This is a genomic window from Curtobacterium sp. C2H10 (genome assembly GCF_025407985.1).
Lineage (GTDB): Bacteria > Actinomycetota > Actinomycetes > Actinomycetales > Microbacteriaceae > Curtobacterium.
The window spans coordinates 33288-59433 of the sequence record NZ_JABXGF010000004.1 but is presented as its reverse complement, the minus strand read 5'-3'; the positions used below and the strand labels follow the sequence as shown (position 1 = coordinate 59433).

Below are 26146 nucleotides of genomic sequence, written 5' to 3'. Positions count from 1 at the left end.
CGTCGTCGGTCAGATGAACTGGCGGAAGTTCGTCGACGCGAGGTCGAGCAGCTCGTCGCCGCGGCCGGACAGCACGGTGCGGATCGCGTAGAGCGTGAAGCCCTTCGCCTGCTCGAGGGTCACCGCCGGCGGCATCGAGAGCTCCTGACGGTCGGCCTTGACCGACACGAGCGCGGGGCCGTCGTGTGCGAGGGCAGCGGCGAGCGCGTCCTCGAGCTGGTCGGACTCGTCGACGCGGAAGCCCGCGATGCCGATCGCCTCGGCGACCTTCGCGAAGTCGGGGTTCTGCAGCTCGGTGCCGTAGGTGACGAACCCGGCCGCCTTCATCTCGAGCTCGACGAAGTTCAGGGACGAGTTGTCGAACACGACGATCTTCACGGGCAGCTTGTTCTGCACGATCGTGATGAGCTCGCCGAGCAGCATCGCGAGGCCGCCGTCGCCGGCCATGGCGATGACCTGCCGGTCGGGGAACGCCGCCTGCGCACCGATCGCCTGCGGGACCGCGTTCGCCATCGTGCCGTGCACGAACGACCCGATCAGTCGTCGGTCGCCGTTCATGGTGAGGTACCGCGACGCCCACACGACGGGGGAGCCGACGTCGGGGATGAACACGGCGTCCTGGTCGGCGAGCCGGTCGAGCGCGCGCGCGACGTACTGCGGGTGCAGCGGCTTGTGCTTGCCGGCCGGCACGGCCAGGTCGTCGAGCTTCGCGCGGGTCTTCGCGTAGTGCTTGCGCGCGTCCTCGAGGTGCTTCGTGGGGTGCGACCCGGTGAGCAACGGGATGAGGGCGAGCGCCGTGTCCTTGACGGTGCCGACCAGGCCGATGTCGACCGGGTGCCGCTTGCCGAGCTGTTCGCCGCGGATGTCGACCTGCACGTGCTTCGCCTTCGCGGGGAAGAACTGCTGGTAGGGGAAGTCCGTGCCGAGCATGAGGACCACGTCGGCGTCCTCCATCGCGCGGTACCCGGAGGCGAAGCCGAGGAGCCCGGTCATGCCGACGTCGTAGGGGTTGTCCCACTCGATGTGCTCCTTGCCGCGCAGGGCGTGCACGATCGGAGCCTGCAGGCGTTCGGCGAGGGCGATGACCTCGTCGTGGGCGCCCGCGACGCCGGCGCCGGCGAGGATGGTGACCTTGTCGGCGCCGTTGAGCAGCTGCGCGGTGCGCTCCAGCTCGGCCTGTGCGGGGATGATCCGCGGCTCGGCGCGCTCGATGGTCGTGACGCGGGGCGCGACGGCCTCGGCGAGGAGCACGTCGCCCGGGATGACGAGCACGGCGACACCGCGCTTCTCGACCGCGGCGCGCATCGCGATCTCGAGCAGGCGCGGCATCTGGGACGGGTCGGCGACGTACTCGACGTAGACCGAGCACTCGCGGAAGAGCTCCTGCGGATGGGTCTCCTGGAAGTAGCCGGAACCGATCTCCGCCGTGGGGATGTGCGCAGCGATCGCGAGGACCGGCACGCGGGAGCGGTTCGCGTCGTAGAGGCCGTTGATCAGGTGCAGGTTGCCGGGACCGCAGCTGCCCGCACACACGGCGAGGTTCCCGGTCAGCTCGGCCTCGGCGGAGGCGGCGAACGCGGCCGCCTCCTCGTGGCGGACGTGCTCCCACCGGATCGTGCCGTCCTTGCGCAGCGCGTCGGTGAAGCCGTTGAGGGAGTCCCCGGGGAGACCGTAGACCCGTTCGACGTCGTTCTGACGGAGGGTGGCGACGATGTTCTCGGCAACGGTTGTCATGCCTTCGTGTCTAGTCCTGGCGGCTGATCCTCGCCGTTCACTGAGCGACCTCTGATCGTCCGACACCGAACTCGGGGCCGCCCGGACGCCGCACCTGCGACGATGGGCGGATGTCCGACCACGATCTCCGCCCCCGCCGACGAGCGTCCGACGAGTACGGGATCCTCGACCGGAGCCGTTACCCGCTCGCGTCGGTGGCGATCGCCGTCGTCGCCGTCGTCCTCATCACGATCGTCGGGTTCACCCTCGGCACGGTCGACCTCGGGCTCTCGAAGGCGCTCAACGGGCTGCACACCGGCGCCCTCGGGGCGTTCACGACGGCGGTCTACCACGTCATCAGTCCCGCCCCGGCGATCGGGATCACGGTCGTGGTCGTCGCGGTGATCTGGTGGCGGACCCGCGACCTCCGCCCGGCGCTGGCGTTCGGGGGCACGATCGCGATCACGTGGGTGCCGTCCGCCGTCGTCAAGGAGATCGTGCACCGGGCACGTCCGGACGTCGCCGTGCTGCCGCACCCGTTCCCGGTACAGCCGGACCCCGGCTACCCGAGCGGGCACACGGTCTACATCACCGCGTTCGTCATCGCGCTCATCTGGCTGCTCCGCGACACCCGGTGGCACCGCCTCGCGCTGGGGCTCGGGGTCGTGGCGATCGTCGTCGTGTTCTTCGCGGTGTCGATCGACGCCGTGCACTACCCGACGGACGCCGCCGCGTCGATCCTGTGGGCGCTCGCCGTCGCGCCGGGCGTGCGGGTGGTGTGGGTCGACTGGCTCATGCCGAAGATCCCGTTCCTGCGACCCCGGGGTCCTGCGGCGCAGCGCGAGGTCACGCGCTGACGCCGCGCCGACCGCGCGCCGCCAGCAGCGCCACCACGGCGACCACCGCGGCCGCGAGCATCACGACCGCGAGCGGCGCCGCCGTCCCCTCGCCGCCGATGCTCACGAGCGGCGACACGAGCGCCGCGAGCCCGAACTGCAGGGCACCCAGCACCGCCGAGGCGCTCCCGGCAGCCTGCGGCACCGCCCCGAGTGCGAGTGCGGTCGCGTTGCCGAGCACGAGGCCGAGCGACCCCACGGCGGTGAACAGCGGGACGGCGAGCCAGAACACCGGTGCGGACGTGACGACGAGCAGCGCGAACGCGACGGTCGAGGCCAGCACGAGGACGATGCCGAGCGCGAGCACCCCGGTGACCGATCGGGTCGCCGTGAGCTTCGCCGAGAGGATGCTCACGCCCATCAGTGCGAGGGCGTTGCAGCCGAACGCGAGACCGTAGCCCACCGTGCCGAGCCCGAGCATGTCCTGGTAAAGGAACGGCGACGCCGAGATGTACGCCATCATCACGGCGAACGCGAAGCCGAACACCGCGGTGTACCCGACGAACGTCCGGGAGCGGAGTGCCCGCAGCGGCGAGCCCGTCGCGCCGGACGCCCGTCGCTCGGCGCGCAGGGCATCGCGGCGCGAACGCAGGTGCGTCTCGCGGACCACGGCGAGCACCGCCACGAGCATGAGGACCGACAGGCCGAGCACGATGGTGAGGAGCCCGCGCCAGCCGATCGGTCCCGTCAGGAGCCCTCCGAGCAGCGGCGCGACCACCGGGGCGACCCCGCCGACGATCATCATGAGCGAGAACGCCCGCGCCGCCGGCTTGCCCGTCGCGAGGTCGGAGATCACCGCGCGACCGATCACCATGCCGGCCGCGCCGCCGAGGCCCTGCAGCAGGCGGGCGACGACGAGCACGCCGACGTTCGGTGCGAGCACGGCCGCGGCGCTCGCGAGCACGCACAGTGCGGCGCCGGCGAGGAGCGGCGGCACCCGGCCGAACCGGTCGGACAGCGGTCCGAAGACGAGCTGTCCCGCGGTCACGCCGACGAGGAACGCGGTGAGGGTGAGCTGCACGGTCGTCGCCGACGCCTGCAGTTCGGTGGTCATCTGCGGGAAGGCCGGCAGGTAGAGGTCGGTCGCGAAGGGCGCGACGGCGCTCAGCAGGCCGAGCACGAGCAGCAGGCCGGTGGTGATGCCCTGCTGCCGGGTCGTGTGTGTCGCGGCGTGCGCGCGGATGGAGCCGGTGTCCGTGGTCATGATTATGAAAGCATAACTGATGCAGGACGTCGGTAGGGTGACGGCATGGGATCCGCGCCGTCCGACGACCTCCTCGCCGAGCTCGCCGACGTCGTGCTCCGGATCTCGCGCGAGATCGACCCGCACGGTGCGAGGTCGCTCGACATCGTGCCGCTCACCGGCACCGAGGCCCTCGTGATGCGCTGGATCGACCGGAACCCCGGGTCGACGCCGAGCGCGGTGGCCGAGGCGACGGCCCTCAAGCGCAGCAACCTCAGCGTCGCGGTCGGGTCGCTCGTGGCGAAGGGGATGGTCGAGCGTCGGCCCGACCCGGACGACGCCCGGACCGTGCAGCTGTACTCGACCGAGCTCGCCGCGGGCAGCATCGAGCGGCTGCACGCGCACTGGGCCGGCATGCTCCGGCAGGCGCTCGGGGGCGACGACGAGGGTGTGGCGACGACGTTCGCGACGCTCACGCGCATCGACGACCACCTGCGCGACGCGACGCGCTGACCGCGACGCGACCGGTCGACGGCCTGGAGGCGCGGGTCGGGCCCGCACCGTCCCTCCAGGCCGTCAGATGGTCCGGTCCGGCACCTCGTCCGCGATCGGCAGCAACCGCCGGGCTCCGTGCCCCTCGGCACCGAGCTCGTCGCCCGGGTTCATCACGAGGCAGGCGTTCAACGACACGCAGCCGCAGCCGATGCACTGCGTCATCTCCTCCTGCAGGCGCTCCAGTTCGAGCTGCCGAGCGCGGAGTCGTGCCCGCCACCGCTCGTTCAGGCGGTTCCAGTCCCGCAGCGACGGCATGCGGTCGGAGGGCAGCGTCTCGAACTGCTCGGCGACCTCGCTCAGCGGGATCCCGAGGCGCTTGGCGACCTGGATGATCGCGATGCGCCGCTCGACGTGTCGTGGGTAGAGGCGAGTGCCGCCGGCGGTGCGCTCGGGGTGGATGAGGCCCTTGCGCTCGTAGAAGTGCAGGGCCGACGCCGCGACCCCGGTCCGGGCGACGACCTCGCCGATCGTGAGGAGGTCGGTCGGGCTCGGACGCGGGATCTCCACCATGGTCGAGATCCTACGGCGCGGGGCTCGTCGAGATCGCGTGACATAACAGTTGACATGCAAACTGATGTCCAATATGTTGTGTACCACGAGCCGCGAGGGGCGGCTCCCGACCCGGAGGTCCGACCATGACCACGATCCTGCAGCCCCGCACCGCCCGCACCACGACCGCCCGTCCGATCGCTCCCGCACGGACCACCGGCACCGCCGACGCGACCGGCGCCACCCGCCACCCGCTCGCCCTCGACGGCGTGCTCGGCCGGCTCGAGCGCACGGCCGCCCGGCTCCCGCACGCACTGGCGCGGCCGGTCATGGTCGCGCACGCCGCGGTCAGCACGGTCGCGTACCGCTGATCGTCTCCCGCTGACGGGGTCCTCGTGTCAGTGGGCGAGGACGCGTCCGCGGAGCCGCTCCCGGCTGAGCCCCGGCAGCTCCACCCCCGTGTCGCGTTCCAGCACGTGCGTCCCCGGCGGCACGACCCGGTCGATCGCGTCGAGCACCTCGTCGTCGAGCACCACCTCGGCCGCCTGCGCGTACGCGTCCACGTGCGAGACCGTCCGCGGACCGATCACCACGCTCGACACGTCCGGGTGGGTCAGTGCGAACCCCACCGCGAGCTCGAGCAGGGTGAGCCCGGACTCGTCCGCGAGGTGCCCCAGGCGGTCGGCGACGTCGAGCTTCCGACGGTTCGCCGGGGCGCCGATGTCGTACGCGTGCGGCTGCTCCACCACCCGCGGCGACCGGGGCTGCACGGTGCCGTTCCGGTACGCGCCCGCGAGCCAGCCACCCGCGAGGGGCGCGGCCGCGAGCACACCGAGCCCGAACCGTCGGGCGACCGGGAAGGTGGTCCGCTCCGCCGTCCGGGTGAGGATCGAGTACGGGGCGTGCGTCGCGCTGGCACTCTTCCCGCCCGACCGGAGCCACTGCGCCTCGACGAGCTCCTCGGCCGGGAAGCCCGGGATCCCGAAGGCGCGGATCTTGCCCTGCGTGACGAGGTCGGCGAGCGCGTCGAGGGTCTCGTCGAGCGAGGTCGCCGGGTCCGGGTGTGCCGGCTGGTAGAGGTCGATGACGTCGGTGCCGAGCCGTTCGAGACTCCGTTCGACCGCGCGGAACATCCACCGCCGTCCGTTGCCGTGGTGCGACGGGTCCCGGTCGACCGGGTCCCCGAACCGCACCGCCAGGAACACGTCGTCGCGGCGGTCGCCGAGTGCGGCACCGAGGACGGTCTCGGCGAGGCCCGCCCCCTCCGCGTCGGACACGTCCACCGCGGTGACCCCGCGCACGAGCGCCTCGTGGACGAGTCGGACGGCGTCGTCCACGTCCCGCTCGGCGACCGTCGACACGGCACGGCTCCCCAGGGTCAGCGCGCTGACGGGAGCCCCCGTCCGCCCCATGCGTCGCTGTTCCATGGCGGCCACGATAGGAGGACGCCCGTGACACCGGGCCCCGGGTGACGAACCGTTACCGCTGGTACCCTGGGGCCGTTCCACCAACACGCAGTGTGTATCTACCGGCCGTCGGCACCCCGACGGACAACGGCGGCACCCGATGGGTCCGCCCCAGGAGATCCCCGGCCGGGCCGAGAAGGCACACCTCCATGCTCCACACCCGTTCCACCGCGCCCGCGCCCGCCACCACCGACGACCGCTCGCTCGTCGCCCACGCCGGACGCTGGTACTTCCCCGTCGCGTTCGTCGCCCGGCTCCCCTTCGCGATGATGGTCGTCGGCGTGCTGACGCTCGTCGTCTCCGCGCGCGACTCCGTGGCGCTCGGCGGCGTCAACTCCGCGTCGGTCGGCATCGGCGCCGCGGTCTTCGGCCCGCTGGTCGGTGCCGCCGCGGACCGCTTCGGCCAGCGGAACGTGCTCGTCCCCGTCGGGCTGGTGAACGCCGTGCTGCTCGGGGTGTTCCCCTTCGTGGTGGACGGCACCGCTCCGGACGTCGCCGTGCTCGCACTCGCGTTCTGCATCGGGGCCTCGGCGCCCCAGGTCGCCCCGATGTCCCGGACCCGGCTCGTCGCGATCATCGGGCAGCGGATGGCCCCGGCACGTCGCGGCAAGGTCCTCAGCGGCACGATGGCCTACGAGTCCGCGGCCGACGAGACCGTGTTCATCATCGGCCCGTTCCTCGTCGGGATCCTCGCGAGTGCGATCGCGCCGTGGGTCGCCGTCGCCGGTGCCTCCGCGCTGACGTTCGTCTTCGTCACGGCGTTCGCGTTGCACCCGACCGGCAAGCTCGTCGTCGGCCGGCACGAGGAGCTCGAGCAGGCACCGGCCCGTCAGCTCCTGCGGCCCCGGCTCGTCGTGGTGGTCCTCGGGATCCTCGGCGTCGGCCTGTTCTTCGGCTCGACGCTCACCGCGCTGACCGCCTTCATGGAGACCCACGGCGAGCCCTCGCAGGCGGGATTGCTCTACGGCCTGATGGGCATCGGCTCCGCGGGGCTCGCCCTTGGCTCGGCCGCGTTCCCGCGCGGGTTCGCCCTCGGGTGGCGGTGGCTCGTGTTCGGTGTGGTGCTGCTCGGCGGTGCGGTCTGGTTCTCGCAGGCCGGTTCCGTCGTCGCCGTGGGGGTCGTGCTCGCGGTGATGGGGATCGGGATCGGTCCGACCCTGGTCGCGCAGTACAGTCTCGGTTCCGACCGCTCACCCGTCGGGCGCTCGGCGACCACCATGACGATCCTCGGTTCCGCCGTGATCGTGGGGCAGTCCATCGCGTCTGCGATCACGGGCGACGTCGCCCAGCAGCACGGGGCCGGCGCCGCGATGCTGCTGCCGGCCGCGTCCGCGGCGGTCGTCGTGCTCGCCGCGGTGGCGAACCTCGTGCTGTCGCGTCGCGCACACGCGTGACCGCCTGACGGCCTGGAGGGACGGCGCGGGCCCGCACCGCGCCTCCAGTCCGTCACCTGGTCACGACTCCGTGTCGTCGACCAGCAGGTCCTCGTGGCGGTAGTCGTCCGCCCGCAGCCCGGCTCGGGCGATCATGTGCGTCGACACCGGCACGAGGAACAGCTGGAACACCATGATCGGCAGGACGACCCACAGCGCCGTCCACGTCCACACGGCGACCATGATCGCGGCGAGGGCGAACGCCAGCCCGAGCACCTGCGGCTTCGCCATCGCGTGCAGCCGGACGAGCGGGTCGGGGAACCGGACGATCCCGACGCCGGCGCCGAGCGACAGCACCGCCCCGACGAGCAGCAGCCCGACGGCGATCCACGCGCGGACCCCGGCGCCGTCGATGAACCCCTGGATGATGTCGATCACTGGGGACGCTCCTGGTCGTCGGCGTGCTCGGGCGTGGTCACGGTCAGCCCCTCGTCGGACGGATCGGAGGACGGGGTGACCGCACGGGCGACGGCGATCGTGGCGAAGACGCTCGTCGCGGCGATCACCACGAGGACGGGCACGGCGGTCAGGTCCCGCCGGATCACCATCGCGGCGCCGATCACCACGAGCGCGGTCGTCAGCACCATGTCCGAGCCGATCATCCGGTCGAGGATGGTCGGGCCCCGCACGATGCGGAGGACGGCGAGCACGAGGGTGGCCCCGAGCAGCGCGAGCACCAGGGCGATCGCGATGCCCATGACGACGACTGCGGCGCTCATCGCGTGACCTCCGGCAGGGGTTCGGACAGTTCGGAGAGGTCCTGCTTCGACCCGAGCGCCCGGATGACGAGCGTCTCGATGCCGAGGGCCTCACGGCGGGCCGCGTCGACCTGCTCGACCCGCTCGGTGTCGAGGACGTGCAGGAGCAGCCGGCGGCGTCGCAGGTCGACGTCGGCGACGTAGGACCCCGGCACGAGGGAGATCGCGAGCGTCGCCAGGGTGAACGTCATCTCGGAGGTGGTGTGGAGCTGGACGAGCGTGATCGAACTCCGCCGGACCCCGCGTGGGCGGAGCGCGACCCAGGCGACTCGGAACGAGGCGAGCACGACCAGCCCGGACCACACCACCAGGAACCACGCGGCGTGCGGGATCGAGAACCGGGCGGACAGCGGCACCGGCGGCAGCGGGAGCAACTGCGTCACGAGCAGCGCGACGACGATCCCGCACAGCAGGGTCAGCGGCGTCCACGACCCCCAGAGCAGCGCCCAGAGCACGGTCAACCCGGCGACGAGCGGGACGTCGTAGCGCCACGCGACGGCGATGCGCCGCGCGTTCGTGATCCGACGGGTGCTGTCCGCGGTCATCGCGTCCCCCCGAGCACGGCCTGCACGTAGCGGTCCGGGGACTCGAGCGACTCCGCCGCGCGGGTCGCGTAGCCGTACAGCGGGCCGGCCACGACGGTCAGGGCGACCGACCCGAGGACGGCCACGGTCGTCACGCCGACGAGCATGCGCGGCAGCTTCACGCGCGTGGGGGCTTCGCCGACGCCGTCCTGCGTGGCCGTCGGTGCGGTCTCCGGACTGGAGGCGCGACTCGCGTGCGGTGCGTCGGTGACCGTCACCGAGCCTCCTGGGTGGAACGCCTTGCCCGTGTCCTCGGACACGGTCAGCGGCGCCGGTTCCGGCGACCGCAGGTGGGCGTGCGGCTCTGCGGTGCTCGCGTGCGGGGCCGCTGCCTCGGCCGCGGGCTTCGGACGCCAGAACGCGGCGTCCCAGACGCGCATGAGCGCGTACAGGGTCAGGAGGCTCGTCACGACACCGGCGGCGATCGTCGCGTAGGCGAGGGGTGAGCCGTCGATCGCCGCGGCACGGAAGAGGCCGAGCTTGCCGATGAAGCCGGAGAACGGCGGGATGCCACCGAGGTTGAACGCCGGCACGAGGTAGAGCGCGGCGAGCAGCGGGGCGGCCTTGAGCAGCCCGCCGAGCGATCGGGTCGAGGTCGTGCCGCCGACGCGTTCCATCAGCCCGGAGACCAGGAAGAGCGTCGTCTGCACGACGATGTGGTGGACCGTGTAGAACACCGCGGCGGCCGTCCCGGCGACCGAACCGAGGCCGACGCCCATCACCATGAACCCGATGTGGCTGATGAGCGTGAAGGACAGCAGTCGTTTCACGTCGGTCTGCGACACCGCACCGAGCACGCCCACCACCATCGTCAGGATCGCCACGATGAGGAGCACGGTGTTGAGCTGCGGTCTCGGGAAGATGATCGTCTCGAGCCGGATGATCGCGTAGATGCCGACCTTCGTGAGCAGGCCCGCGAACACCGCCGTCACCGGGGCCGGCGCGGTCGGGTAGGAGTCCGGCAGCCAGAACGCCAGCGGGAACACGGCGGCCTTGATGCCGAACCCGATGAGCAGCATCGTGTGGAGGAGCAGCTGCACGTGCTCGGGCAGGGCAGCCATCCGCTCGCTGATCTGGGCGATGTTGACCGTGCCGGTGGCGCCGTACACGAGGCCGATCGCCGCGAGGAAGATCGCCGACGCGATGAGGCTCGTGACGATGTAGGTGGTGCCCGCCCGCACGCGCTGCTCGCTGCCGCCGAGGGTGATGAGCACGTAGCTCGCCACCAGCAGCATCTCGAACGCGACGTACAGGTTGAAGAGGTCCCCGGCGATGAAGGAGTCGAGCACGCCGGCGGCGAGCACGAGGTACGTCGGGTAGAAGATCGTGACCGGCGCCTCGCCGTCGTCGGCCGCGAGCCCCTGGCCGATCGAGAACAGCAGGACGACGAGGAGCACGCTCGCGCTCACGGTGAGGAGCAGCGCGCTCAGCCGGTCGACCACGAGCGAGATGCCGTACGGCGCGTCCCACCCGCCGACCTGCACCACGATCGTGCCGTGCTGGTCGACGAGCACCATGAGGGTCGCGGCGACGGCCAGGGCGACGACGAGCACCACGACGGTGATCGCGCGCTGCAGTTTCTGGTGGTTGAGGAGTCCGAGCGCGACCGCGGCGCCGAGCAGCGGGACGAGGACGAGGAGCGGGACGAGCCAGGTCATCGGGTCGCCTCCTGTTCTGCGTCGGTGGTGGTCTCGGGGTCTTCGTCGGCGGGTTCGTCGCGTTCCCGACCGATCGCGACGTCGGCCTCGTCGACCTCGACCTCGTCGGCGCGGGAGAGCTTCCACGAGCGGTGGATGAGGGCCAACAGGAACGCGCTCACGGCGAAGGTGATGACGATCGCGGTCAGGGCGAACGCCTGGGGGAGCGGGTCCGTGATGCCCTCGGAGCTCTTGCCGATCGGCGGGTTGCCGGCAGCACCGGACATCACGAGGAGCAGCAGGTTGAGGGCGTTGCCGAGCAGGAGGAAGCCGAGCAGCATCCGGGTCAGCGAGCGTTCGAGGAGCAGGTAGACCCCGCAGGAGAACAGCACCGCCATCGCGATGACGAGCACGAGGGTGACGGTCACGTGGCGCTCCCTTCCGGGGTGGGGGCTTCGGTCATGTCCTGCACGGGCGTCGAGGCGTCCTCGAGTCGCTGCCGGTCGACCTCGGCGCCGAGGCTGCGGAGGACGTCGAGCACGAGGCCGACGACCACGAGGTACACGCCGATGTCGAAGAACGTGGCGGTGACGAACTCGACGTGGCCGAGCACCGGGACGGTGGCCTCGAAGAACTCGGAGTACAGGGCTTCCCTGCCGAAGAACATCGGCACGAGGGCGGTGATCGCGGCCGTGGCGACGCCGAGCCCGAGCAGGCGTCCGGCCCGGACCGGGGCTGCGGCGCCGAGCTCGGCCGGGCCACCCGCGAGGTACCGGGCCGCGAGGGCGATGCCCGCGACGAGACCACCGGCGAACCCGCCGCCCGCCGCGTTGTGCCCGGCGAAGAGCAGGTAGACCGACAGGACGATCAGGCCGTGGAACAGCAGGCGGACGACGACGTCGAGCAGCGCCGAACGGCCGGTCGGGATCGCGGCGCTCGTCGGCAGCCAGGCGCGGGGCTCGCCGTCCGTGCGCTCGTCGCGGTCGGCGGTCAGACGAGCCGGCAGGTCGCGGAGGCGGGGAAGCGTGTCCTCGCGGGAGTTCACGAAGATCAGGCTCGCGACGCCCGTCGCGGCGGCGACCACGACGGTCAGCTCGCCGAGGGTGTCCCAGCCTCGGAGGTCGACGAGGGCCACGTTCACGACGTTCAGGCCGTGCCCGAACGAGCTCGTCAACGCCGGCAGGTCCGGCCAGAGCGGCTCGGCCGTCCGTGCCGATGCGGCGACGACGACCACGATCGCGAGGGTCAGCCCGGCGAGGCCCGCGAAGAGCGCCCGCACGACCCGGAAGCGGGACGGGTTCGCGGTGGCGATCCGCGGGGGGAGCCGGCGCAGCACGAGCACGAACGCGATGAGCGTCACCGTCTCGACCACGAGCTGGGTCAGGGCGAGGTCGACCGCTCCGTGCAGCACGAACAGGACGGACATGCCGTACCCGGTCACGCCGACCAGCACCGCCGCGGCGAACCGGGTCTTGGCGGTGAGGACGGCGATCGCGGCGATCGACATGACGAGGACGACGGGGATCTGTCCCCACGAATCGGCGAACCGGACGTGGAACGCCCACGGTCCGCCGATGACCAGGTTGACGAGCGCCCCGGCGACGAACACCGACAGGATGACGGTCAGGTAGTAGGGGAGCGAACCGCGCTGGACCCCGGCGGTGAGGCCCGTGGCCACCCGGTCGAGCCCGCGCATGAGGTGTCGGTAGATGCTCGACGCGCTGGGGGAACCCGCGAGGCGGTGCTGGAGCGCCTCGACCGGGCGGCGCAGGGCGAACAGCGCGAGACCGCCGACGAGCGTCACCGCGGAGAGGCCGAGCGCCGGCTCGAGACCATGCCAGAGCGCGAGGTGCGGGACCTCGCCGGGGAGGGCGGCGGCGTGCGCGGCCGGCTCGATGCCGTGCGCCACGAGGGGCGTCGCGAGGCCGAGCGCGAGACCCGTGAGCGCGAGGACCGACGGGACGACGCCGAGGCCGTGCAGGCCGTGCGGTTCGGTGTCGGGCACGCCGGGCTTCCGGGCGAAGGCGCCCCACAGGAACCGCAGCGAGTAGGCCACGGTGAGCACCGAGCCGATCGTCACGCCGACGAGCGCGAACCAGGCCCACCCGGCGTCGGGGCCGTGCAGCGAGTCGATGAAGCCGGTGAGCACGGCCTCCTTCGCGACGAAGCCGATCGTCGGCGGGATGCCCGCCATCGACAGCAGTGCGAGGACGGCCACGACGGTCAGCCAGGGCATCCGGCGTCCGAGGCCGCTCAGGCGCGCGAGGTCGCGGGTGCCCGTGACGTGGTCGATCGCCCCGACGACGAGGAACAGGGTCGACTTGAACGCCGCGTGGGCCACCAGCAGCGCCACCCCGCCGAGGGCGACCTCGGGCGCACCCCACCCGGCCGCGAGCACGAGGAACCCGAGCTGGGCGACCGTGCCGTAGGCGAGCAGGAGCTTGATGTCGGTCTGCCGGAGCGCACGGTACCCACCGATGAGCATGCCGAGCACCCCGAGCACGGTGATGGTCTCGCGCCACCCGCCGAGGAGCGCGAACGCGGGGGCGAGCCGGGCGACGAGGTAGATGCCGGCCTTGACCATCGCCGCGGCGTGCAGGTACGCGCTGACCGGGGTCGGGGCGGCCATCGCGGCGGGGAGCCAGAAGTGGAACGGCACGATGGCGGACTTCGTCAGCGCGCCGAGCAGGACGAGCACGACCGACACGGAAACGACGGTCCCCGAGGGCGGATCGGCGACGATCCCGGAGAGCGACGTCGTCCCGGCGGTCACCGACAGCACCACGAGACCGGCGAGCATCGCCAGACCGCCGGCAGTGGTGACCACGAGCGCCTGCATCGCCGCCGCGCGACTGGCACGCTTCACCGAGTCGTGGCCGATCAGCAGGTAGGAGAAGACCGTCGTCGCTTCCCAGAGGACGAACAGCACGATGACGTCGTCGGCGACCACGAGCCCGTACATCGACCCGGCGAAGGCGGTGAGGACCCCGGCGAACCGACCGAGTCCGGGTTCGTCCGGCCCGAAGTACGTGGCGCAGTACACGAGCACGAGGGCACCGACCACGCTCACCACGAGGGCGAGGACCCACGAGAGGGCGTCCATCCGCAGGGCGATCGCGAGGTCGAGCTGCGGCACCCACTGGAACCGTTCCGTGACCGCGCCGTGCAACGCCGGACCGGTCTGCGTGACGGTGAGGACCGCGGCTGCTGCCGGTGCGAGGGCCGCCACGGTGAAGACGCGGCGGCCGAGGACGGGGGTCAGGGCGGGGACGATCAGGGCGACGATCGCGAACGCGACGAGGACGATGACCATCGGGCACCTCCTCGGGGTCGGGCTGCAGTCCGGCTCACTGGGCCCTCACAGCCTACGGAGAAGGGGATGTGGAGTTCCTGAGTGGGCGGACAGGGAGGCCGATCGAGGATCAGGCTTCCAGCACCACTCTGCCCGTCGAAGCACCGACCTGTCCGGCCCAGGCCGCCTCGACCTCCGCCATGCGCACCGCCGTCGCGTCCACCCGGATGGTCCCGTCGGCGATCGCCGCCACGATCCCCGGGAGCTCCGCGACGAACGCCGCCCGACCGACGGAACCCTGGCCGCTCCCGACGATGGTCAGGCCGGACGCACGGAGCGCTGCGGAGGGGATCCGCGCCTCCTGGCCCGCCGTGGAGCCGATCGCCACCCAGTCGAGCCGGCGTCCGCGCTCCTGCCGCGCCGTGACGAGTGCGCGCATGACGTCCGCGGCGGGCTGGCCCCACACGTAGTCGATCACGACGTCGACGTCCGCGGCGGCCGCACCCACCGCGTCGACGTCGTCGAGCGGGACCACGACGTCCGCGCCGAGTGCCGGCAGCGCTCCGAGTCGTGCCGCGTCCCGTCCGCTCGCGACGACGTGCTCGGCGCCGAGGTGCTTCGCGACCTGCACCGCCGCGGAGCCGGAGGCACCCGTCGCGCCGAGCACGAGGACACGGCTGCCGGGCGCGAAGTCGATCCGCCGTCGGAGCGCGACCCACGAGGACATCACGGGGTTCGCGCCGGCGGCGACCGCCACCGGGTCGGCACCCTCGGGCAGGACGACGCTCGCCCGCGGGTCCACGGCGACCCGTTCGGCCATCGTGCCGCGGGTGTCGCTCGCGACGGCGAAGTAGCGGAGCGTCCCGTCCGGGAACCGCCCGACCGCGTCGACGCCCGGGACGAGCGGGAGCGCCCCCTCGCTCGTGTAGTGCGAGCCGTCGGCCTGGGACCGCACCCGTGGGTGGAGACCGGCGGCGACGACGTCGACGACCACCTCGTCGGCGGTGGGGACGGGGTCGGTGAACTCCTGCCAGACCGGGGACCGGCCGAACTCGGTGACGACGGCTGCGTGCATGACTGCCTCCTGAAAGGTTCGCGTTACGAACAAAGTAGTTCGTAACACGAAGTGAGTCAAGTAGGCTGACGGCATGCAGGAGATGACGGAGGACGAGCGGCTCGTCGACGCCCTCGGCGAGAGTGCGTTCCGGACGATGGGTGCCCTGACCGGCATCGCGGCGGATGCCGGGCTGTCGCTGACGCAGCTGCGCGTGCTCGCGATCCTGCGTGACCGACGGATGCGGATCGGCGACCTGGCGCAGTACCTCGGCCTCGAGAAGTCGACGATGACCGGGCTGGTGGCGCGCGCGTCGGCCAAGGGGCTGCTCGGGCGGGTGCCGAACGCGGAGGACGCCCGGGCGGTGGACGTCGTCATCACCGATGCCGGGCTCGACGTCGCCCGATCGCTCGAGGCGGCGATCCGGGAGTCGCTGCTGCCCCTGACCACCCGGTTGTCCGTGGGGGAGCGGGGCGCGCTGCGGGCGTTGCTGGAGCGGATGCTGCGCTGAGTCTTCGAATATGAAATGCTTGCGTGTGATATTTCGACAAGGTAGCATGGTTCCGCACCCACCTCCGGTGCGCGAACGAGAGGCAGCCCGATGCGCAGCATGGAACGAATCTTCCGCGACACCATCGCAGTGAAGGAGCGAGTGCTCCAGGATCGAACGCTGCTCGACGCGGCCGATGCAGTGGCGGACGCCATGATCGCCACCTACCGCAGCGGCGGCCGCGTCTACTTCTGTGGCAACGGTGGCAGCGCCGCCGACGCGCAGCACTTCGCGGCCGAACTGAGCGGTCACTTCATCTTCGACCGACCGCCCCTCGCAGCCGAAGCGCTGCACGGCAACGCCTCTCACATGACCGCGGTCGCCAACGACTACGACTACGAGAGCGTCTTCGCCCGGGCGCTGACCGGCTCCGCACGTCGAGGCGACCTGCTGGTGGCCATCAGCACCTCGGGTGACTCCGCGAGCATCGTCCGCGCAGCCGAGGCCGCACGGGTCCACGGGGTCTCCGTCGTCGCCATGACCGGTGCCGGTGGCGGCGCACTCGCAGCCCTGGCCGACATCGCGCTCCGCATCCCGTCGAACGAGACCGGCCGGATCCAGGAGTCGCACATCGTCTTCGTCCACGCGATCTCGGAGCGTGTCGAGCACGTGCTCTTCGCCGACGAGTACAAGCTCCCCGCCGAGCGCCCCTGCGCCTTCGAGTCCGCCGATGTGGCCGCTCTTCCTCGACCGTGACGGCGTGGTCAACCGGCGGATCGCCGGTGACTACGTCCGGAGCGTCGAGGAGTTCGAGTTCCTCCCGGGGGCGCTCGACGCGCTCGTGTCCCTCGCGTCCTGGGCACCTCGGATCGTCATCGTCACGAACCAGCAGGGCGTCGGGCGCGGGATCATGTCGGCCCGTGCCGTCGACGAGGTGCATGCCGAGATGACCGCTCGGGTCGCCGCCGCGGGTGGGCGCATCGACGACGTGCTCGTCTGCCCGCACCTCGCCGGTACCTGCCGGTGCCGCAAGCCGCTCCCCGGGATGCCGCTCGGCTGGCTCGCCGACCACCCTGAGGTGGACCCCAGCCGGTCGACCATGGTCGGTGACTCCGACTCCGACATCGCGATGGGACGAGCCCTCGCACACCATACCGGCGGGTGCCGCACCGTCCGCATCGGGGTCGGGGACCCCATGGCAGACCAGTCCTTCCCCTCCCTCGCCGCGTTCGCCGCGTCGATCGCCTGACACCCGCCCGAACGGAGACCAGCCATGCACACCATCCGCAGTCGCGCACCCCTCCGCCTCGGTCTCGGCGGTGGCGGCACCGATGTGTCGCCCTACTCCGAGGACTTCGGCGGGCGTGTCCTCAGCGTCACCATCGACCGCTACGCCTACGCGACGGTCTCCCCGGCAGCGTCCGGTGTCGAGTTCCACTCGCCGGATCGACAGTGCACCGGCCGTGCCGCGCACGCGGACCTCGACGCGCTGCTCTCCGACTTCGGGCTCCACGTCGCCGTGTACCGCCGCATGGTCCGCGACCACAACGGCGGCCACGACGTCGCGCTTCGCCTCGCCACCGAGGTCGATGCGCCACCGGGGTCCGGGCTCGGGTCGTCCTCGGCGCTCGTCGTCGCGATGGTGCAGGCGATGGCAGAGTTCCTCGGCGTGAGCCTCGGCCAGTACGAACTCGCCCGCACGGCCTGGGAGATCGAGCGCGTGGACCTGGGGCTCGCCGGCGGTTGGCAAGACCAGTACAGCGCAGTGTTCGGCGGTTTCAACTACATGGAGGCCGACCGTGAGCGCGTCGTGGTGAACCCCTTGCGGATCCCGCGTGAGGTGCACGCGGAGCTCGAGGCGTCGCTCCTTCTGTACTTCGGTGGAGTGTCCCGAGACTCCGCCGTGGTCATCGAGCAACAGCAGGGGAACGTCGTCGCCGGTCGCGAAGACGCCCTCGCCGCGACCCACACCGTCCGGGCCGAGGCTGAGCGGATGAAGAACGCGCTCCTCGTCGGCGATGTCCCGGAGTTCGCCGCGAGCCTGAACGACGGCTGGCTCGCGAAGAAGCGGACGGCGGCGAGCATCAGCAACGCCGCCATCGAGCGAGCCCACGAGGTCGCCTCACGGCACGGGATGATCGCCGGCAAGGTCTCGGGAGCCGGAGGAGGTGGCTTCATGATGCTCGTCGTCGATCCGGAACGCCGGCTCGAGGTGGCTCGTGCGCTCGAATCAGAGTGCGGCGGCACCGTGACGGGAGCCCACGTGACACACCACGGCGTCGAGTCGTGGCCCGTCACGAAGGCGGTGCGCTGATGCAGGTGGTGGTGCTCGCCGGGGGCCTCGGGACCCGGCTCCGCGGAGTGATCCCGGACAGCACCCCGAAACCGATGGCGACCGTTGCCGGTCGGCCGTTCCTCGAGTGGCTGCTCGAGGACTGTGCGCGAGCGGGCGCGACCGAGTTCGTCCTGCTCGTCGGGCACCACGCGGACGTCATCCGTGACCACTTCGGCTCCGCGTTCGCCGGCGTCCCGGTCCGGTACTCGACGGAGACCGGCCCTCGGGGGACCGGCGGAGCGGTCCGGGACGCCCTCCCCCTGCTCCGCGATCGCTTCGTCGTGATGAACGGCGACACGTACGGCGCCGCCGAACTCCCGATGCTCGTCGCCGCCCTTGACGACGCCGACTTCGCGATGACCCTCGCCACCGTCCCCGACGTCGGGCGTTTCGGCGGGGTCGACACGGACGGCGCGCGCGTCGTGGCGCTCCGCGAGAAGGGATCGACGGGGCGGGGGCGGATCAACGCGGGTGTCTACGGCATGCGCAAGCGGTTCGTCGAGACGTTCCCGGCCGACCCGTTCGTCTCGTTCGAGCGCGACGTGATGGAGGTCAGGATCCCGGAACTCCGGCCGCCCTTCGTCGTCGGGGGTGCGACCTTCTTCGACATCGGGGTCCCGGACGACCTGCGCGCGGCCGACGCCTGGTTCCGCGAGCGCTGACGGACGAACGGGCCGTGGGACAGCGCCCTCAGCGCCCGTGCGCCCGCGCCGGGATCTGGGTCGCCAACTTGCCGCCGGACACGTCCAGCAGCGTCCCCGTGACGTACCCGGCGGCGTCGCTCGCCACGAACACGAGCAGGTCGGCCACGTCGTCGGCCGTCTCCCACCGACGGAGCGACAGGGTGTCGAGCAGGCGGTCCTGGGCCTCGGCGGGCATCGTCGCGAAGCCGTTCATCGCCGTCGGCACCATCCCCGGGGCGTACGCGTTCACGGTGATGTCCCACGGGCCGAGCTCCGACGCGAGTACGCGGGTGAACGCCACGACGGCCGACTTCGACGCCGCGTAGGCAGCGCTCCCGACGCTCGGCACGATCGCCGCGAACGACGCCGCGTTGATGATCCGTCCGCGCCCGGCGGCCTGCATCACGGGTGCCACGGCCTGGCTCATCAGGAAGGTCCCGCCGAGGTTCACGTCCATGCATCGGCGCCAGTCGTCCCACTGCAGGTCGGCGACCACTCCCTCGACGTTGATGCCGGCGTTGTTCACGAGCACGTCGATCGTGCCGTGCCGGGCGACGACCTCGTCCACGGCGGCGCGGACGGAGTCGGGGTCGGCGACGTTGCAGCGCACCCGGTCGACCGGCAGCGCGGCGCCGGCGGCGGCCCCGTCCCCGGCCCCGTCCCCGGCGGCGGGCGCGTCCGCGGCAGCGGGTTCGTCGAACGCCAGGTCGAGCGCGACGACCCGGCACCCCTCCGCGTGGAACCGCGCGGCGATCGTGGCACCGATGCCGCGCGCGGCTCCGGTCACGACGACCACGCGGTCGGTCAGGTCGAGGTGCATCGTCGCTCCCGTCGTCGGTGCGGCCGTGGTCCGGTCGCAGCAATAGGCATACTATTCCCCCATGAACGACGCACGCGTGCTCTGGATCACCGGCGGCGGCAGCGGCATGGGAGCGGCGAGCGCTCGTGCGGCCGCCCGCGACGGCTGGACGGTGGTGCTCAGCGGACGCCGGGCGGACCGGCTCGCCGCGGTCGCGACCGCGATCCGCGACGACGGCGGGACGGCGGACGTGCTGCCCCTCGACGCGAACGATCCGGAGGCCGTCACCGCTGCCCGCGACACCCTGCTCGCGCAGTACGGGCGGCTCGACGGACTCGTCCTCGCCGCCGGGCTCAACAGGCCGGCGCGTCGGTGGGACGACCAGTCGCTGCCGGACTTCCGCGCCATCGTCGACACCAACCTCACCGCCGTCGTCACGGTCGTCGACGCGGCGCTGCCCGCGCTGCGCGAGTCCGGCGGGATCGTCGTGGTCGTGTCCTCGTACGCGGGCTGGTCGTTCCAACCCGGGGCCGGGGTCGCCTACTCGGCGTCGAAGACCGCGCTCGGCTCCGTCGTCCGGACGCTCAACCAGCAGGAGGCAGGGCACGGCGTCCGAGCGACCCACCTGTGCCCGGGTGACGTCGCCACCGACTTCCTCGACCAGCGCCCCTCGGTGCCGGACGCGGCCGCACGCGCGGTCATGCTCCAGCCGGAGGACATCGCCCGCTCGGTCTCGTTCGTGCTCGAGGCCCCGTCGTACATGCGCGTCGACGAGCTCGTGGTCAGCCCGGTCTCCCAGCGGTGATCTTCGACCGGGTGCTCGACGGGCTCGGCGCCGCGATCGTCGACGGATCGCTGCCGACGGGGCACCGCGACAGCATCGACGGGTTCGTCACCCGCACGGGCTCGAGCCGCAGCATCGTCCGCGAGACCGTCCGCGTCCTCGTCGGTCTCGGCCTCCTCAGCGCCGGTCGTCGCGTCGGGCTCCGGGTCCTGCCCGCGTCGGAGTGGGACGTCCTCGACCCGCGCGTCATCGGCTGGCGGCTCGCCGGTCCGGAGCGTGGGGTCGTCCTCGGGGAGTTGCGCGCGCTGCGCCGCGCGGTCGAGCCGGTGGCCGCTGCGGCAGCCGCCGGGCGCGCGTCCGACGCGTCGCACCGTGCCGACCTGGAGGCGCTGCTCGCCGCCGCCGACCGCCTCGCCGCCGCCACGGGTCCGGACGACGCGGCCACGTTCCTCCAGGCAGACCGCGAGGTCCACCGACTGGTGCTGGAGCTGTCCGGGAACGCGATGTACGGACGGCTGCACCGCGTGGTCGCGCGCGCACTCGACGAACGTGCGGGCATCCGCCCCGACGCGCACGACGTGGGCCTCCACGCGGCCGTCGCGCGCGCGGTCGCAAGCGGCGACGAGAGCGGTGCGTCTCGCGCCATGCAACAGATCGTCGACCGAGCGTGAGCGTCAGCGAACCACGCGCCAGCTCTCCGTGCACCGGGCGAAGTAGTCGCTCTGTACGGTTTCGAGTGACGGGCCTTCGCCGTCGATGACGGCCTCGATCGCACGTTCGTACGCGGCGGCGTCTCCGTCCGTCGCGACGAGACCGGGGTGCCCGGCACCGAACAGCCCGCGGAGGAAGTCGGTGTCTTCGCCGACCGTCGGCGTCCCCATCTCGACGGCTCGCAGTGAGACGCCGGACTGGAAGTACTGCCGGTACGTCAGCAGGTGCACCCACGAGCGGCCCAGGAGGTGCTCGAGCTCGTGCTCCGCGACGAACCGGTTCTCGACGGTCCAGCCCTCGATCTCCGGCCAGCCTCTCCCGACGATCGTCGTCTCCCACCCCCGCGCTCGGAGCCGCGGACCGAGAGCGGCGAGCAATTCGACGTTCCGGGCCGGCTTGTACTGACCGGCGACGAGGATCGACGGTCGGGCTGTCTTGTCGACGTGGCGTCGCGTGCTCAGCATCGGGTGCAGGACACTCTCGATCCGGTGGTGCGGAAGTGCCTGGCGCGCGATGGCGAACGCGTGGTCGTTGGAGACGAGGACGGTCGGGCGGTGCTCCGCGGGGGCGGCGGCTGCCCAGCGACGTGAGCGCTCGGAGTGCCCGTACTGGCGTCGGAGCGGAGCCGGGTCGTGCAGCATGACGTAGCGAGGGCCGTTCGGCGACGACCAGAGCCGGGTCTCGAGGAGACCGAGGCTCGGCCACGCCTGGAGGACCGGTCGCCGCTCGGCGCGCTGGCGCCGGAGGTTGTGGACCGCGTTCGCCAACATCCGCGCCTTGCCGAGGGCTCCGGGGAAGCCCTCGACCGGACGAGACCAGTGGGCCTGCGTCGCTGAGCCCCCGCCGCTCGCGAAGACGTCGTGGAGCTGTCGCTGGTAGTGGTGCTGCACGACCGGGATCGGGTCGGAGAACAGGAGGTCGATCACCGCGCACCTCGGGCGTACTGGACCTGCTCGAACGCGAGGACGTCTGCGATCGTCGTTTCGAGGCCGATCTCCGGACGCCAGGCCGTGTGCGACCGGATCTTCGACGTGTCACCGAAGATGATCGCCTCGTCCGACGGGCGGAGGAGGAGCGGGTCGACCTCCGTCGGCAGGCGACGTCCGGCCGCACGGAAGTACATCTCCAGTACCTCCGAGATGCGGTAGGCGCGGTCTGCGCAGATGTTGTACACCTCGCCGGGGCGGCCGGTCAGCGAGAGGTCACGGAGCGCCCGGACCATGTCGCGCACATCGATGATCGCGCGCTGGGTCTCGAGGTTGCCGTGGCGGACCGGTGTCCCCTCGTGCAGCGCTCGGACGACTGCACGGCCGAAGTCCGAGACCACGTCGTTGCGCTTCCGGGTGCCCGTGCAGTTGAAGATGCGCGCACGGACGGCTCGGATGCCGTGGTTCGCGTGGTACTGGTACGCGAGGAGGTCTTGGCTGACCTTGCTGACGCCGTAGGGGTGCAGCGGGAGCAACGGGGTCTCCTCGGTCACCGGGACGTTCGCGGGTGTGAGGCTCGCCCCGTACTCCGCCGACGAGCACGCCACCACGACGGTCGGGTCGTACTCGGGATCCAGACGGCGGACGTCGAGGACCGCTTCGAACACGTTGATCGTGCCCTCGGAGTTGACCCGCATCGTGGTCCACGGGTCCGTCCACGACACCGTTGGCAGGCTCTGCGCAGCGAGGTGGTGGATGACGGAGGGCCGGTGCGCCGCGATGGACCCCGTCACGGCATCGCGATCGAGGACGTCGAGTTCCCGGAACCGCACGGAGGGGTCGACGGTCGAGAGGTCGATGGTCGGGTGGAGCGAGGTCGCGACCACGTCGTCCCCGGCACTCATGAGGAGTTCGGCGAGGTGGGAACCCATCATGCCGCCGGCTCCGGTGATCAACACAGTCATCTCTGCTCCTTCGTTCCGTTCCAGTGTATTGTATATCAGTAGATATGTCATCAGCCGGTATCGCGACAGGGAGACGAAGTGATGGTCGACAAGGAACCGCGGGTCCGAACCACTCCGGCCGCGAGCATGCGGATCGTCCCGGAACTCCGGGCCGCGCACATCGAGCGACACCGACTCGGGACCCCTGCCGAGCTGCTCTACCTCGACACGAACTACGACCTCGCGGGCACGCCGCTCGTCGCGGGCATCCGACGCGTCACGATGCCGGGCGCGCTGCGGCGGTTCCTGCGCACCGGCGCCACCACGCTCGAGGTCCCCGAGCCGTACTGGATGCGCTTCTGGCCGAAGCACCTCGGGCTCGTGCTCGGCTTCAAGGCCGCGGGCGTGCTCCGGCGCCGCCGGCACCGCGTCGTCACCTACGCGATGGAGAACAACGCCCTCGCGACCCTGGTCGGCGGGCGGCGTCGGGTCCCCGGGTGGGCCGTCCGGGCCGTCGCACTCCTCATCGGCGGTGTCGCGCGCCTCACCCTGGACCGCATCTGCTTCGCGAGCGACGCCGCCCGGGTCGCGTACGCACGACTCCCGTTCCTGTCGGGGGTCGACCAGCGCACGACGCTCGAACTCCCGCGGGCGAACGACACGTCGGTGTCCGCCGAGCCGCTCTCGTGCGTGTTCCTCGGGGTGCTCGAGGAACGCAAGGGGCTGCGCGGGCTGACGGTGGCGTGGAGTGCCGTCGAGGAGGCGCTCCCGGACGCGCGGCTCTCGATCGTCGGTCCCGGGCCGCTGCAGGCCGAGCTCGAGGCGTGGGCAGCGCGCCGTCCGGACAGCCGGACGGTGCTCGGACGGTTGCCCCACGGCGAGGCCGGCGCGCTGCTCGCGTCGAGTTCCGTGCTGGTGGCCCCGTCCGTGCCCGACGGTCGGTGGATCGAGCAGATCGGCCTCCCGATCAAGGAGGCCCTCGCCGCTGGGCTGACGGTGGTCACGACGGACCAGACCGGTCTGGCGCCCTGGCTCGTCGCACACGGGCACGAGGTCGTCGACGTCGATCCGTCCGGGCTCCCGGAGCGGCTCGCAACGGCGCTCGTCCGGGCGCTGCGGAACCCGCTCGATCGTGACGAGGTCCGCGCCGCCCTCCCGGACCGTGACGGACGACTCGTGGCCGACGCGTGGTTGCACGAGCTCGTCGGTGGCACCTCGTCGGCAACCGGTGCACCCGAGGCCGACGGGTAGGGTCGATCCGCGGCCGAACTCCGACCGCGCCGCACCGCGGATCGTGTTCGAAGGGGAGCACATGTCGTTCACCGATCTCGTCCCCGACCCCGGCGCCGTCGAGCGCATCGCGACGGGCAGCACCTGGGCCGAGGGGCCGTGCTGGATCCCCGCGAGCCGGACCCTGCGGTGGTCGGACATCCCGGGCGACCGCATCCTGCAGTGGCACGCCGGCTCCGGTGAGACGTCGGTGTACGCCGAGGGGGTCGAGTTCACGAACGGCCGCACCCTCGACCGCGACGGCAGCGTCGTGCAGTGCTCGCACGGGAACCGACGGGTCGAGCGCGACCGGGACGGGGTCGTCACGCCGATCGTGGACGCGTGGGACGGCGTCCGGTTGAACTCCCCGAACGACGTCGTGGTCGCGCGGGACGGCAGCGTGTGGTTCACCGACCCGGCGTACGGCATCACCCAGCCGCGCGAGGGGCACCCGGGCGAGCGGGAGTACGGCGACCACTGGGTGTTCCGGTGCGGCCCGGACGGTGCGGACCTGCGGCCGGTCGCCACCGACCTCGACGAACCGAACGGGTTGGCGTTCGACCCGACCGAGCAGGTGCTCTACGTCGCGAGCTCGTCCGGCGACGACCCGGTCATCCGGGCGTACGACCGGCGGGGCGGCCGGGGCGACCTGCTCAAGAACGGTCGGGTGTTCGCGCGGTTGGAGCCCGGCGAGGGCGCCCCGGACGGCATCCGCGTCGACGTGCACGGCAACGTGTGGTCCTCGTCGCACCGGGGCGTGGTCGTGTTCGACCCGGACGGCACCCGGCTCGGCGACATCGCCGTCCCCGAGGTCACCGCGAACCTGTGCTTCGGCGGCGACGACGGCACGACGCTGTTCCTCGCCGCGACGACGTCCGTGTACCGGATCGCGACCACGACCCGGGACGCCGCCGCCGAGTAACCCGCTCTTCCGTCACCTGGAACTGCAATGTAGAATATCATTGCAGTCATCAGGTGAACGAGGGAGCGGGTATGTCCAAGCGTGTGGCGATCATCGGGACGCGCGGGTACCCGTCCTACTACGGCGGGTTCGAGACGGCCGTGCGGCACATCGCACCGCACCTGGCCGACGCCGGCTGGGACGTCACGGTCTACGGCCGTCCCGGACAGGAACGGGTGGACGACCCGTCCCTCGACCACCGGGTGACCCGACGCACGACCCGTGGCCTCGAGTCGCGGTCGCTCTCGACCCTCACGTACGGCATGACCGCCGTGCTCGACACGATCCGACGACGGCCGGACGTCGCGCTCGTGATGAACTGCGCGAACGGGTACTGGCTCCCGCTCCTGCGGCTCGCCGGCATCCCCACCGTGGTCAACGTCGACGGGATCGAGTGGGAGCGCGCGAAGTGGGGGCGGCTCGCCAAGGCGGTGTTCAAGACCGGCGCCCGGGCCACCGCACGGTTCGCCGATCGGCTCGTCTTCGACGCCGATGCCATCGGGGACTACTGGCGTCGCGAGTTCGGCCGCTCCGGCGTGATGATCCCCTACGGCGGCACGGAGTCCGACGTCCTGCCGCTGCACCCCGACGACGCGCACCTCGCCGGGCGACCGTTCGCCCTCGTGGTGGCGCGGTTCGTGCCGGAGAACACGGTGGCCGAGTTCCTCGTCGCCGCGGAGCGCATCGCCGAGCGCCACCCGGTCGTCATCGTCGGGTCGACGGGCTACGGCGGGGAGCTCGACACCGCCGCGCAGGACCTCGCCGACCGGAACACGGGCGTGTCCTGGCTCGGCCACGTGTCCGACGACGACCGGCTCTTCGCACTGTGGCAGCATGCCGGCGCCTACTTCCACGGGCACAGCGTCGGCGGCACGAACCCGGCCCTCGTGCAGGCGATGCACTGCGGGGCGCCCACCGTGGCCCGCGACACCGTGTACAACCGCGAGGTCCTCGCCGGCACCGGCGTCCGGTTCGTCCAGCCCGACCCCGGCGCGATCGCCGATGCCGTCCTCGACCTGCTCGCCGACCCCGTCGAGCAGGAGCTGCTCCGGGGCAGCGTGCGTGACCGGGCCCGCTCGGCGTACACGTGGTCGGGCGTCTGTGGCGCGTACGAAGACGCCCTCGAGCAGCAGACCCGCGGCGTCACCGTCCGGAAGGCGGCCGCTGCCGTATCCTGACTCGGC

General features: G+C 71.9%; 28 protein-coding genes. 14 read left to right on the top strand and 14 right to left on the bottom strand.

The features are described 5' to 3' along the window. Positions 1–9 precede the first annotated feature (9 nt). Entirely contained in the window at positions 10–1734 is a 1725-nt protein-coding gene (gene poxB / locus HWD93_RS03470; protein WP_071296442.1) for a ubiquinone-dependent pyruvate dehydrogenase, read from the bottom strand. Between the two features lie 110 nt (positions 1735–1844). Here poxB and HWD93_RS03465 point away from each other — a divergent pair, with 110 nt between their 5' ends. Further along, on the top strand, positions 1845–2570 hold the full coding sequence (locus HWD93_RS03465) for a phosphatase PAP2 family protein (RefSeq protein ID WP_071296441.1): 726 nt from the start codon (positions 1845–1847) through the stop codon (positions 2568–2570). Here the strand turns inward: HWD93_RS03465 and HWD93_RS03460 are convergent. Further along, on the bottom strand, positions 2560–3813 hold the full coding sequence (locus HWD93_RS03460; protein ID WP_261646042.1) for a multidrug effflux MFS transporter: 1254 nt from the start codon (positions 3811–3813) through the stop codon (positions 2560–2562). The two genes, HWD93_RS03465 and HWD93_RS03460, sit on opposite strands and share 11 nt — an antisense overlap. Before the next feature lie 45 nt (positions 3814–3858). Between HWD93_RS03460 and HWD93_RS03455 the strand changes: the two genes are divergently transcribed. Beyond that, complete coding sequence (locus HWD93_RS03455; RefSeq protein WP_261646041.1) at positions 3859–4305, top strand: MarR family winged helix-turn-helix transcriptional regulator; 447 nt, start codon at positions 3859–3861, stop codon at positions 4303–4305. 63 nt (positions 4306–4368) lie between these two features. On the opposite strand, the gene soxR is transcribed toward HWD93_RS03455, so the two are convergent. Continuing rightward, a complete protein-coding gene (gene soxR / locus HWD93_RS03450) occupies positions 4369–4857 on the bottom strand; it encodes a redox-sensitive transcriptional activator SoxR (RefSeq protein ID WP_261646040.1) in 489 nt (162 codons plus the stop codon). 125 nt (positions 4858–4982) lie between these two features. Here soxR and HWD93_RS03445 point away from each other — a divergent pair, with 125 nt between their 5' ends. Continuing rightward, positions 4983–5207, top strand: coding sequence for a hypothetical protein (locus tag HWD93_RS03445; RefSeq protein ID WP_261646039.1), 225 nt, complete (start codon positions 4983–4985; stop codon positions 5205–5207). A 27-nt stretch (positions 5208–5234) separates the two neighbouring features. Here HWD93_RS03445 and HWD93_RS03440 read toward each other — a convergent pair whose 3' ends face one another. Next, positions 5235–6263 (bottom strand): aldo/keto reductase, encoded by a 1029-nt coding sequence (locus HWD93_RS03440; protein WP_261646038.1) that lies wholly within the window; start codon positions 6261–6263, stop codon positions 5235–5237. Between the two features lie 188 nt (positions 6264–6451). Here HWD93_RS03440 and HWD93_RS03435 point away from each other — a divergent pair, with 188 nt between their 5' ends. Continuing rightward, positions 6452–7696: an MFS transporter gene (locus HWD93_RS03435; RefSeq protein ID WP_261646037.1), complete on the top strand. Its 1245-nt coding sequence runs from the start codon at positions 6452–6454 to the stop codon at positions 7694–7696. Between the two features lie 60 nt (positions 7697–7756). On the opposite strand, the gene mnhG is transcribed toward HWD93_RS03435, so the two are convergent. From mnhG to HWD93_RS03400, 7 genes are all read right to left on the bottom strand, one after another. Next, positions 7757–8113, bottom strand: coding sequence for a monovalent cation/H(+) antiporter subunit G (gene mnhG / locus HWD93_RS03430; protein ID WP_261646036.1), 357 nt, complete (start codon positions 8111–8113; stop codon positions 7757–7759). Next, positions 8110–8454, bottom strand: coding sequence for a hypothetical protein (locus HWD93_RS03425; RefSeq protein WP_070417260.1), 345 nt, complete (start codon positions 8452–8454; stop codon positions 8110–8112). The genes mnhG and HWD93_RS03425 overlap by 4 nt, the downstream gene beginning before the upstream one ends. Beyond that, positions 8451–9038: a Na+/H+ antiporter subunit E gene (locus HWD93_RS03420; protein WP_070417259.1), complete on the bottom strand. Its 588-nt coding sequence runs from the start codon at positions 9036–9038 to the stop codon at positions 8451–8453. Before HWD93_RS03420 ends, HWD93_RS03425 begins: the two co-directional genes overlap by 4 nt. Continuing rightward, complete coding sequence (locus HWD93_RS03415; RefSeq protein WP_070417258.1) at positions 9035–10735, bottom strand: Na+/H+ antiporter subunit D; 1701 nt, start codon at positions 10733–10735, stop codon at positions 9035–9037. The genes HWD93_RS03420 and HWD93_RS03415 overlap by 4 nt, the downstream gene beginning before the upstream one ends. After that, positions 10732–11142: a Na(+)/H(+) antiporter subunit C gene (locus tag HWD93_RS03410; RefSeq protein ID WP_022907807.1), complete on the bottom strand. Its 411-nt coding sequence runs from the start codon at positions 11140–11142 to the stop codon at positions 10732–10734. The genes HWD93_RS03415 and HWD93_RS03410 overlap by 4 nt, the downstream gene beginning before the upstream one ends. Beyond that, a complete protein-coding gene (locus tag HWD93_RS03405) occupies positions 11139–14027 on the bottom strand; it encodes a Na+/H+ antiporter subunit A (protein WP_261646035.1) in 2889 nt (962 codons plus the stop codon). Before HWD93_RS03405 ends, HWD93_RS03410 begins: the two co-directional genes overlap by 4 nt. Positions 14028–14136: 109 nt before the next feature. Then, the gene (locus tag HWD93_RS03400) at positions 14137–15081 is read right to left on the bottom strand and encodes a zinc-binding alcohol dehydrogenase family protein (RefSeq protein ID WP_261646034.1); all 945 of its coding nucleotides are present in this window, start codon (positions 15079–15081) and stop codon (positions 14137–14139) included. Positions 15082–15154: 73 nt separating this feature from the next. Between HWD93_RS03400 and HWD93_RS03395 the strand changes: the two genes are divergently transcribed. From HWD93_RS03395 to HWD93_RS03375, 5 genes are all read left to right on the top strand, one after another. Next, positions 15155–15571 (top strand): MarR family winged helix-turn-helix transcriptional regulator, encoded by a 417-nt coding sequence (locus HWD93_RS03395; RefSeq protein ID WP_070417255.1) that lies wholly within the window; start codon positions 15155–15157, stop codon positions 15569–15571. 99 nt (positions 15572–15670) lie between these two features. Next, positions 15671–16306, top strand: coding sequence for an SIS domain-containing protein (locus HWD93_RS03390; protein WP_083403493.1), 636 nt, complete (start codon positions 15671–15673; stop codon positions 16304–16306). Next, entirely contained in the window at positions 16281–16799 is a 519-nt protein-coding gene (locus HWD93_RS03385; protein WP_071296431.1) for an HAD-IIIA family hydrolase, read from the top strand. Before HWD93_RS03390 ends, HWD93_RS03385 begins: the two co-directional genes overlap by 26 nt. 24 nt (positions 16800–16823) lie before the next feature. Next, a complete protein-coding gene (locus tag HWD93_RS03380) occupies positions 16824–17864 on the top strand; it encodes a D-alpha-D-heptose-7-phosphate kinase (protein ID WP_071296430.1) in 1041 nt (346 codons plus the stop codon). After that, entirely contained in the window at positions 17837–18547 is a 711-nt protein-coding gene (locus HWD93_RS03375; RefSeq protein ID WP_139199417.1) for a sugar phosphate nucleotidyltransferase, read from the top strand. The genes HWD93_RS03380 and HWD93_RS03375 overlap by 28 nt, the downstream gene beginning before the upstream one ends. Positions 18548–18575: 28 nt before the next feature. Here the strand turns inward: HWD93_RS03375 and HWD93_RS03370 are convergent, their stop codons facing one another. After that, positions 18576–19388, bottom strand: a complete 813-nt coding sequence (locus tag HWD93_RS03370; RefSeq protein ID WP_261646033.1) for an SDR family NAD(P)-dependent oxidoreductase — start codon at positions 19386–19388, stop codon at positions 18576–18578. A 61-nt stretch (positions 19389–19449) separates the two neighbouring features. On the opposite strand from HWD93_RS03370, the gene HWD93_RS03365 reads away from it, so the two are divergent. Then, on the top strand, positions 19450–20172 hold the full coding sequence (locus HWD93_RS03365; RefSeq protein WP_261646032.1) for an SDR family oxidoreductase: 723 nt from the start codon (positions 19450–19452) through the stop codon (positions 20170–20172). Further along, on the top strand, positions 20169–20822 hold the full coding sequence (locus HWD93_RS19420; protein ID WP_071296426.1) for a FadR/GntR family transcriptional regulator: 654 nt from the start codon (positions 20169–20171) through the stop codon (positions 20820–20822). Before HWD93_RS03365 ends, HWD93_RS19420 begins: the two co-directional genes overlap by 4 nt. A gap of 3 nt (positions 20823–20825) precedes the next feature. Here the strand turns inward: HWD93_RS19420 and HWD93_RS19415 are convergent, their stop codons facing one another. Beyond that, positions 20826–21788, bottom strand: coding sequence for a glycosyltransferase (locus HWD93_RS19415; RefSeq protein ID WP_071296425.1), 963 nt, complete (start codon positions 21786–21788; stop codon positions 20826–20828). Continuing rightward, positions 21785–22753 (bottom strand): GDP-mannose 4,6-dehydratase, encoded by a 969-nt coding sequence (locus HWD93_RS03350; protein ID WP_071296424.1) that lies wholly within the window; start codon positions 22751–22753, stop codon positions 21785–21787. The genes HWD93_RS19415 and HWD93_RS03350 overlap by 4 nt, the downstream gene beginning before the upstream one ends. Positions 22754–22834: 81 nt before the next feature. Here HWD93_RS03350 and HWD93_RS03345 point away from each other — a divergent pair, with 81 nt between their 5' ends. From HWD93_RS03345 to HWD93_RS03335, 3 genes are all read left to right on the top strand, one after another. After that, positions 22835–23983 (top strand): glycosyltransferase family 4 protein, encoded by a 1149-nt coding sequence (locus tag HWD93_RS03345; RefSeq protein WP_261646031.1) that lies wholly within the window; start codon positions 22835–22837, stop codon positions 23981–23983. 61 nt (positions 23984–24044) lie between these two features. Next, complete coding sequence (locus HWD93_RS03340) at positions 24045–24923, top strand: SMP-30/gluconolactonase/LRE family protein (RefSeq protein ID WP_071296422.1); 879 nt, start codon at positions 24045–24047, stop codon at positions 24921–24923. 71 nt (positions 24924–24994) lie between these two features. After that, positions 24995–26140 (top strand): glycosyltransferase, encoded by a 1146-nt coding sequence (locus HWD93_RS03335; protein WP_071296421.1) that lies wholly within the window; start codon positions 24995–24997, stop codon positions 26138–26140. The last annotated feature ends 6 nt before the right edge of the window (positions 26141–26146 follow it).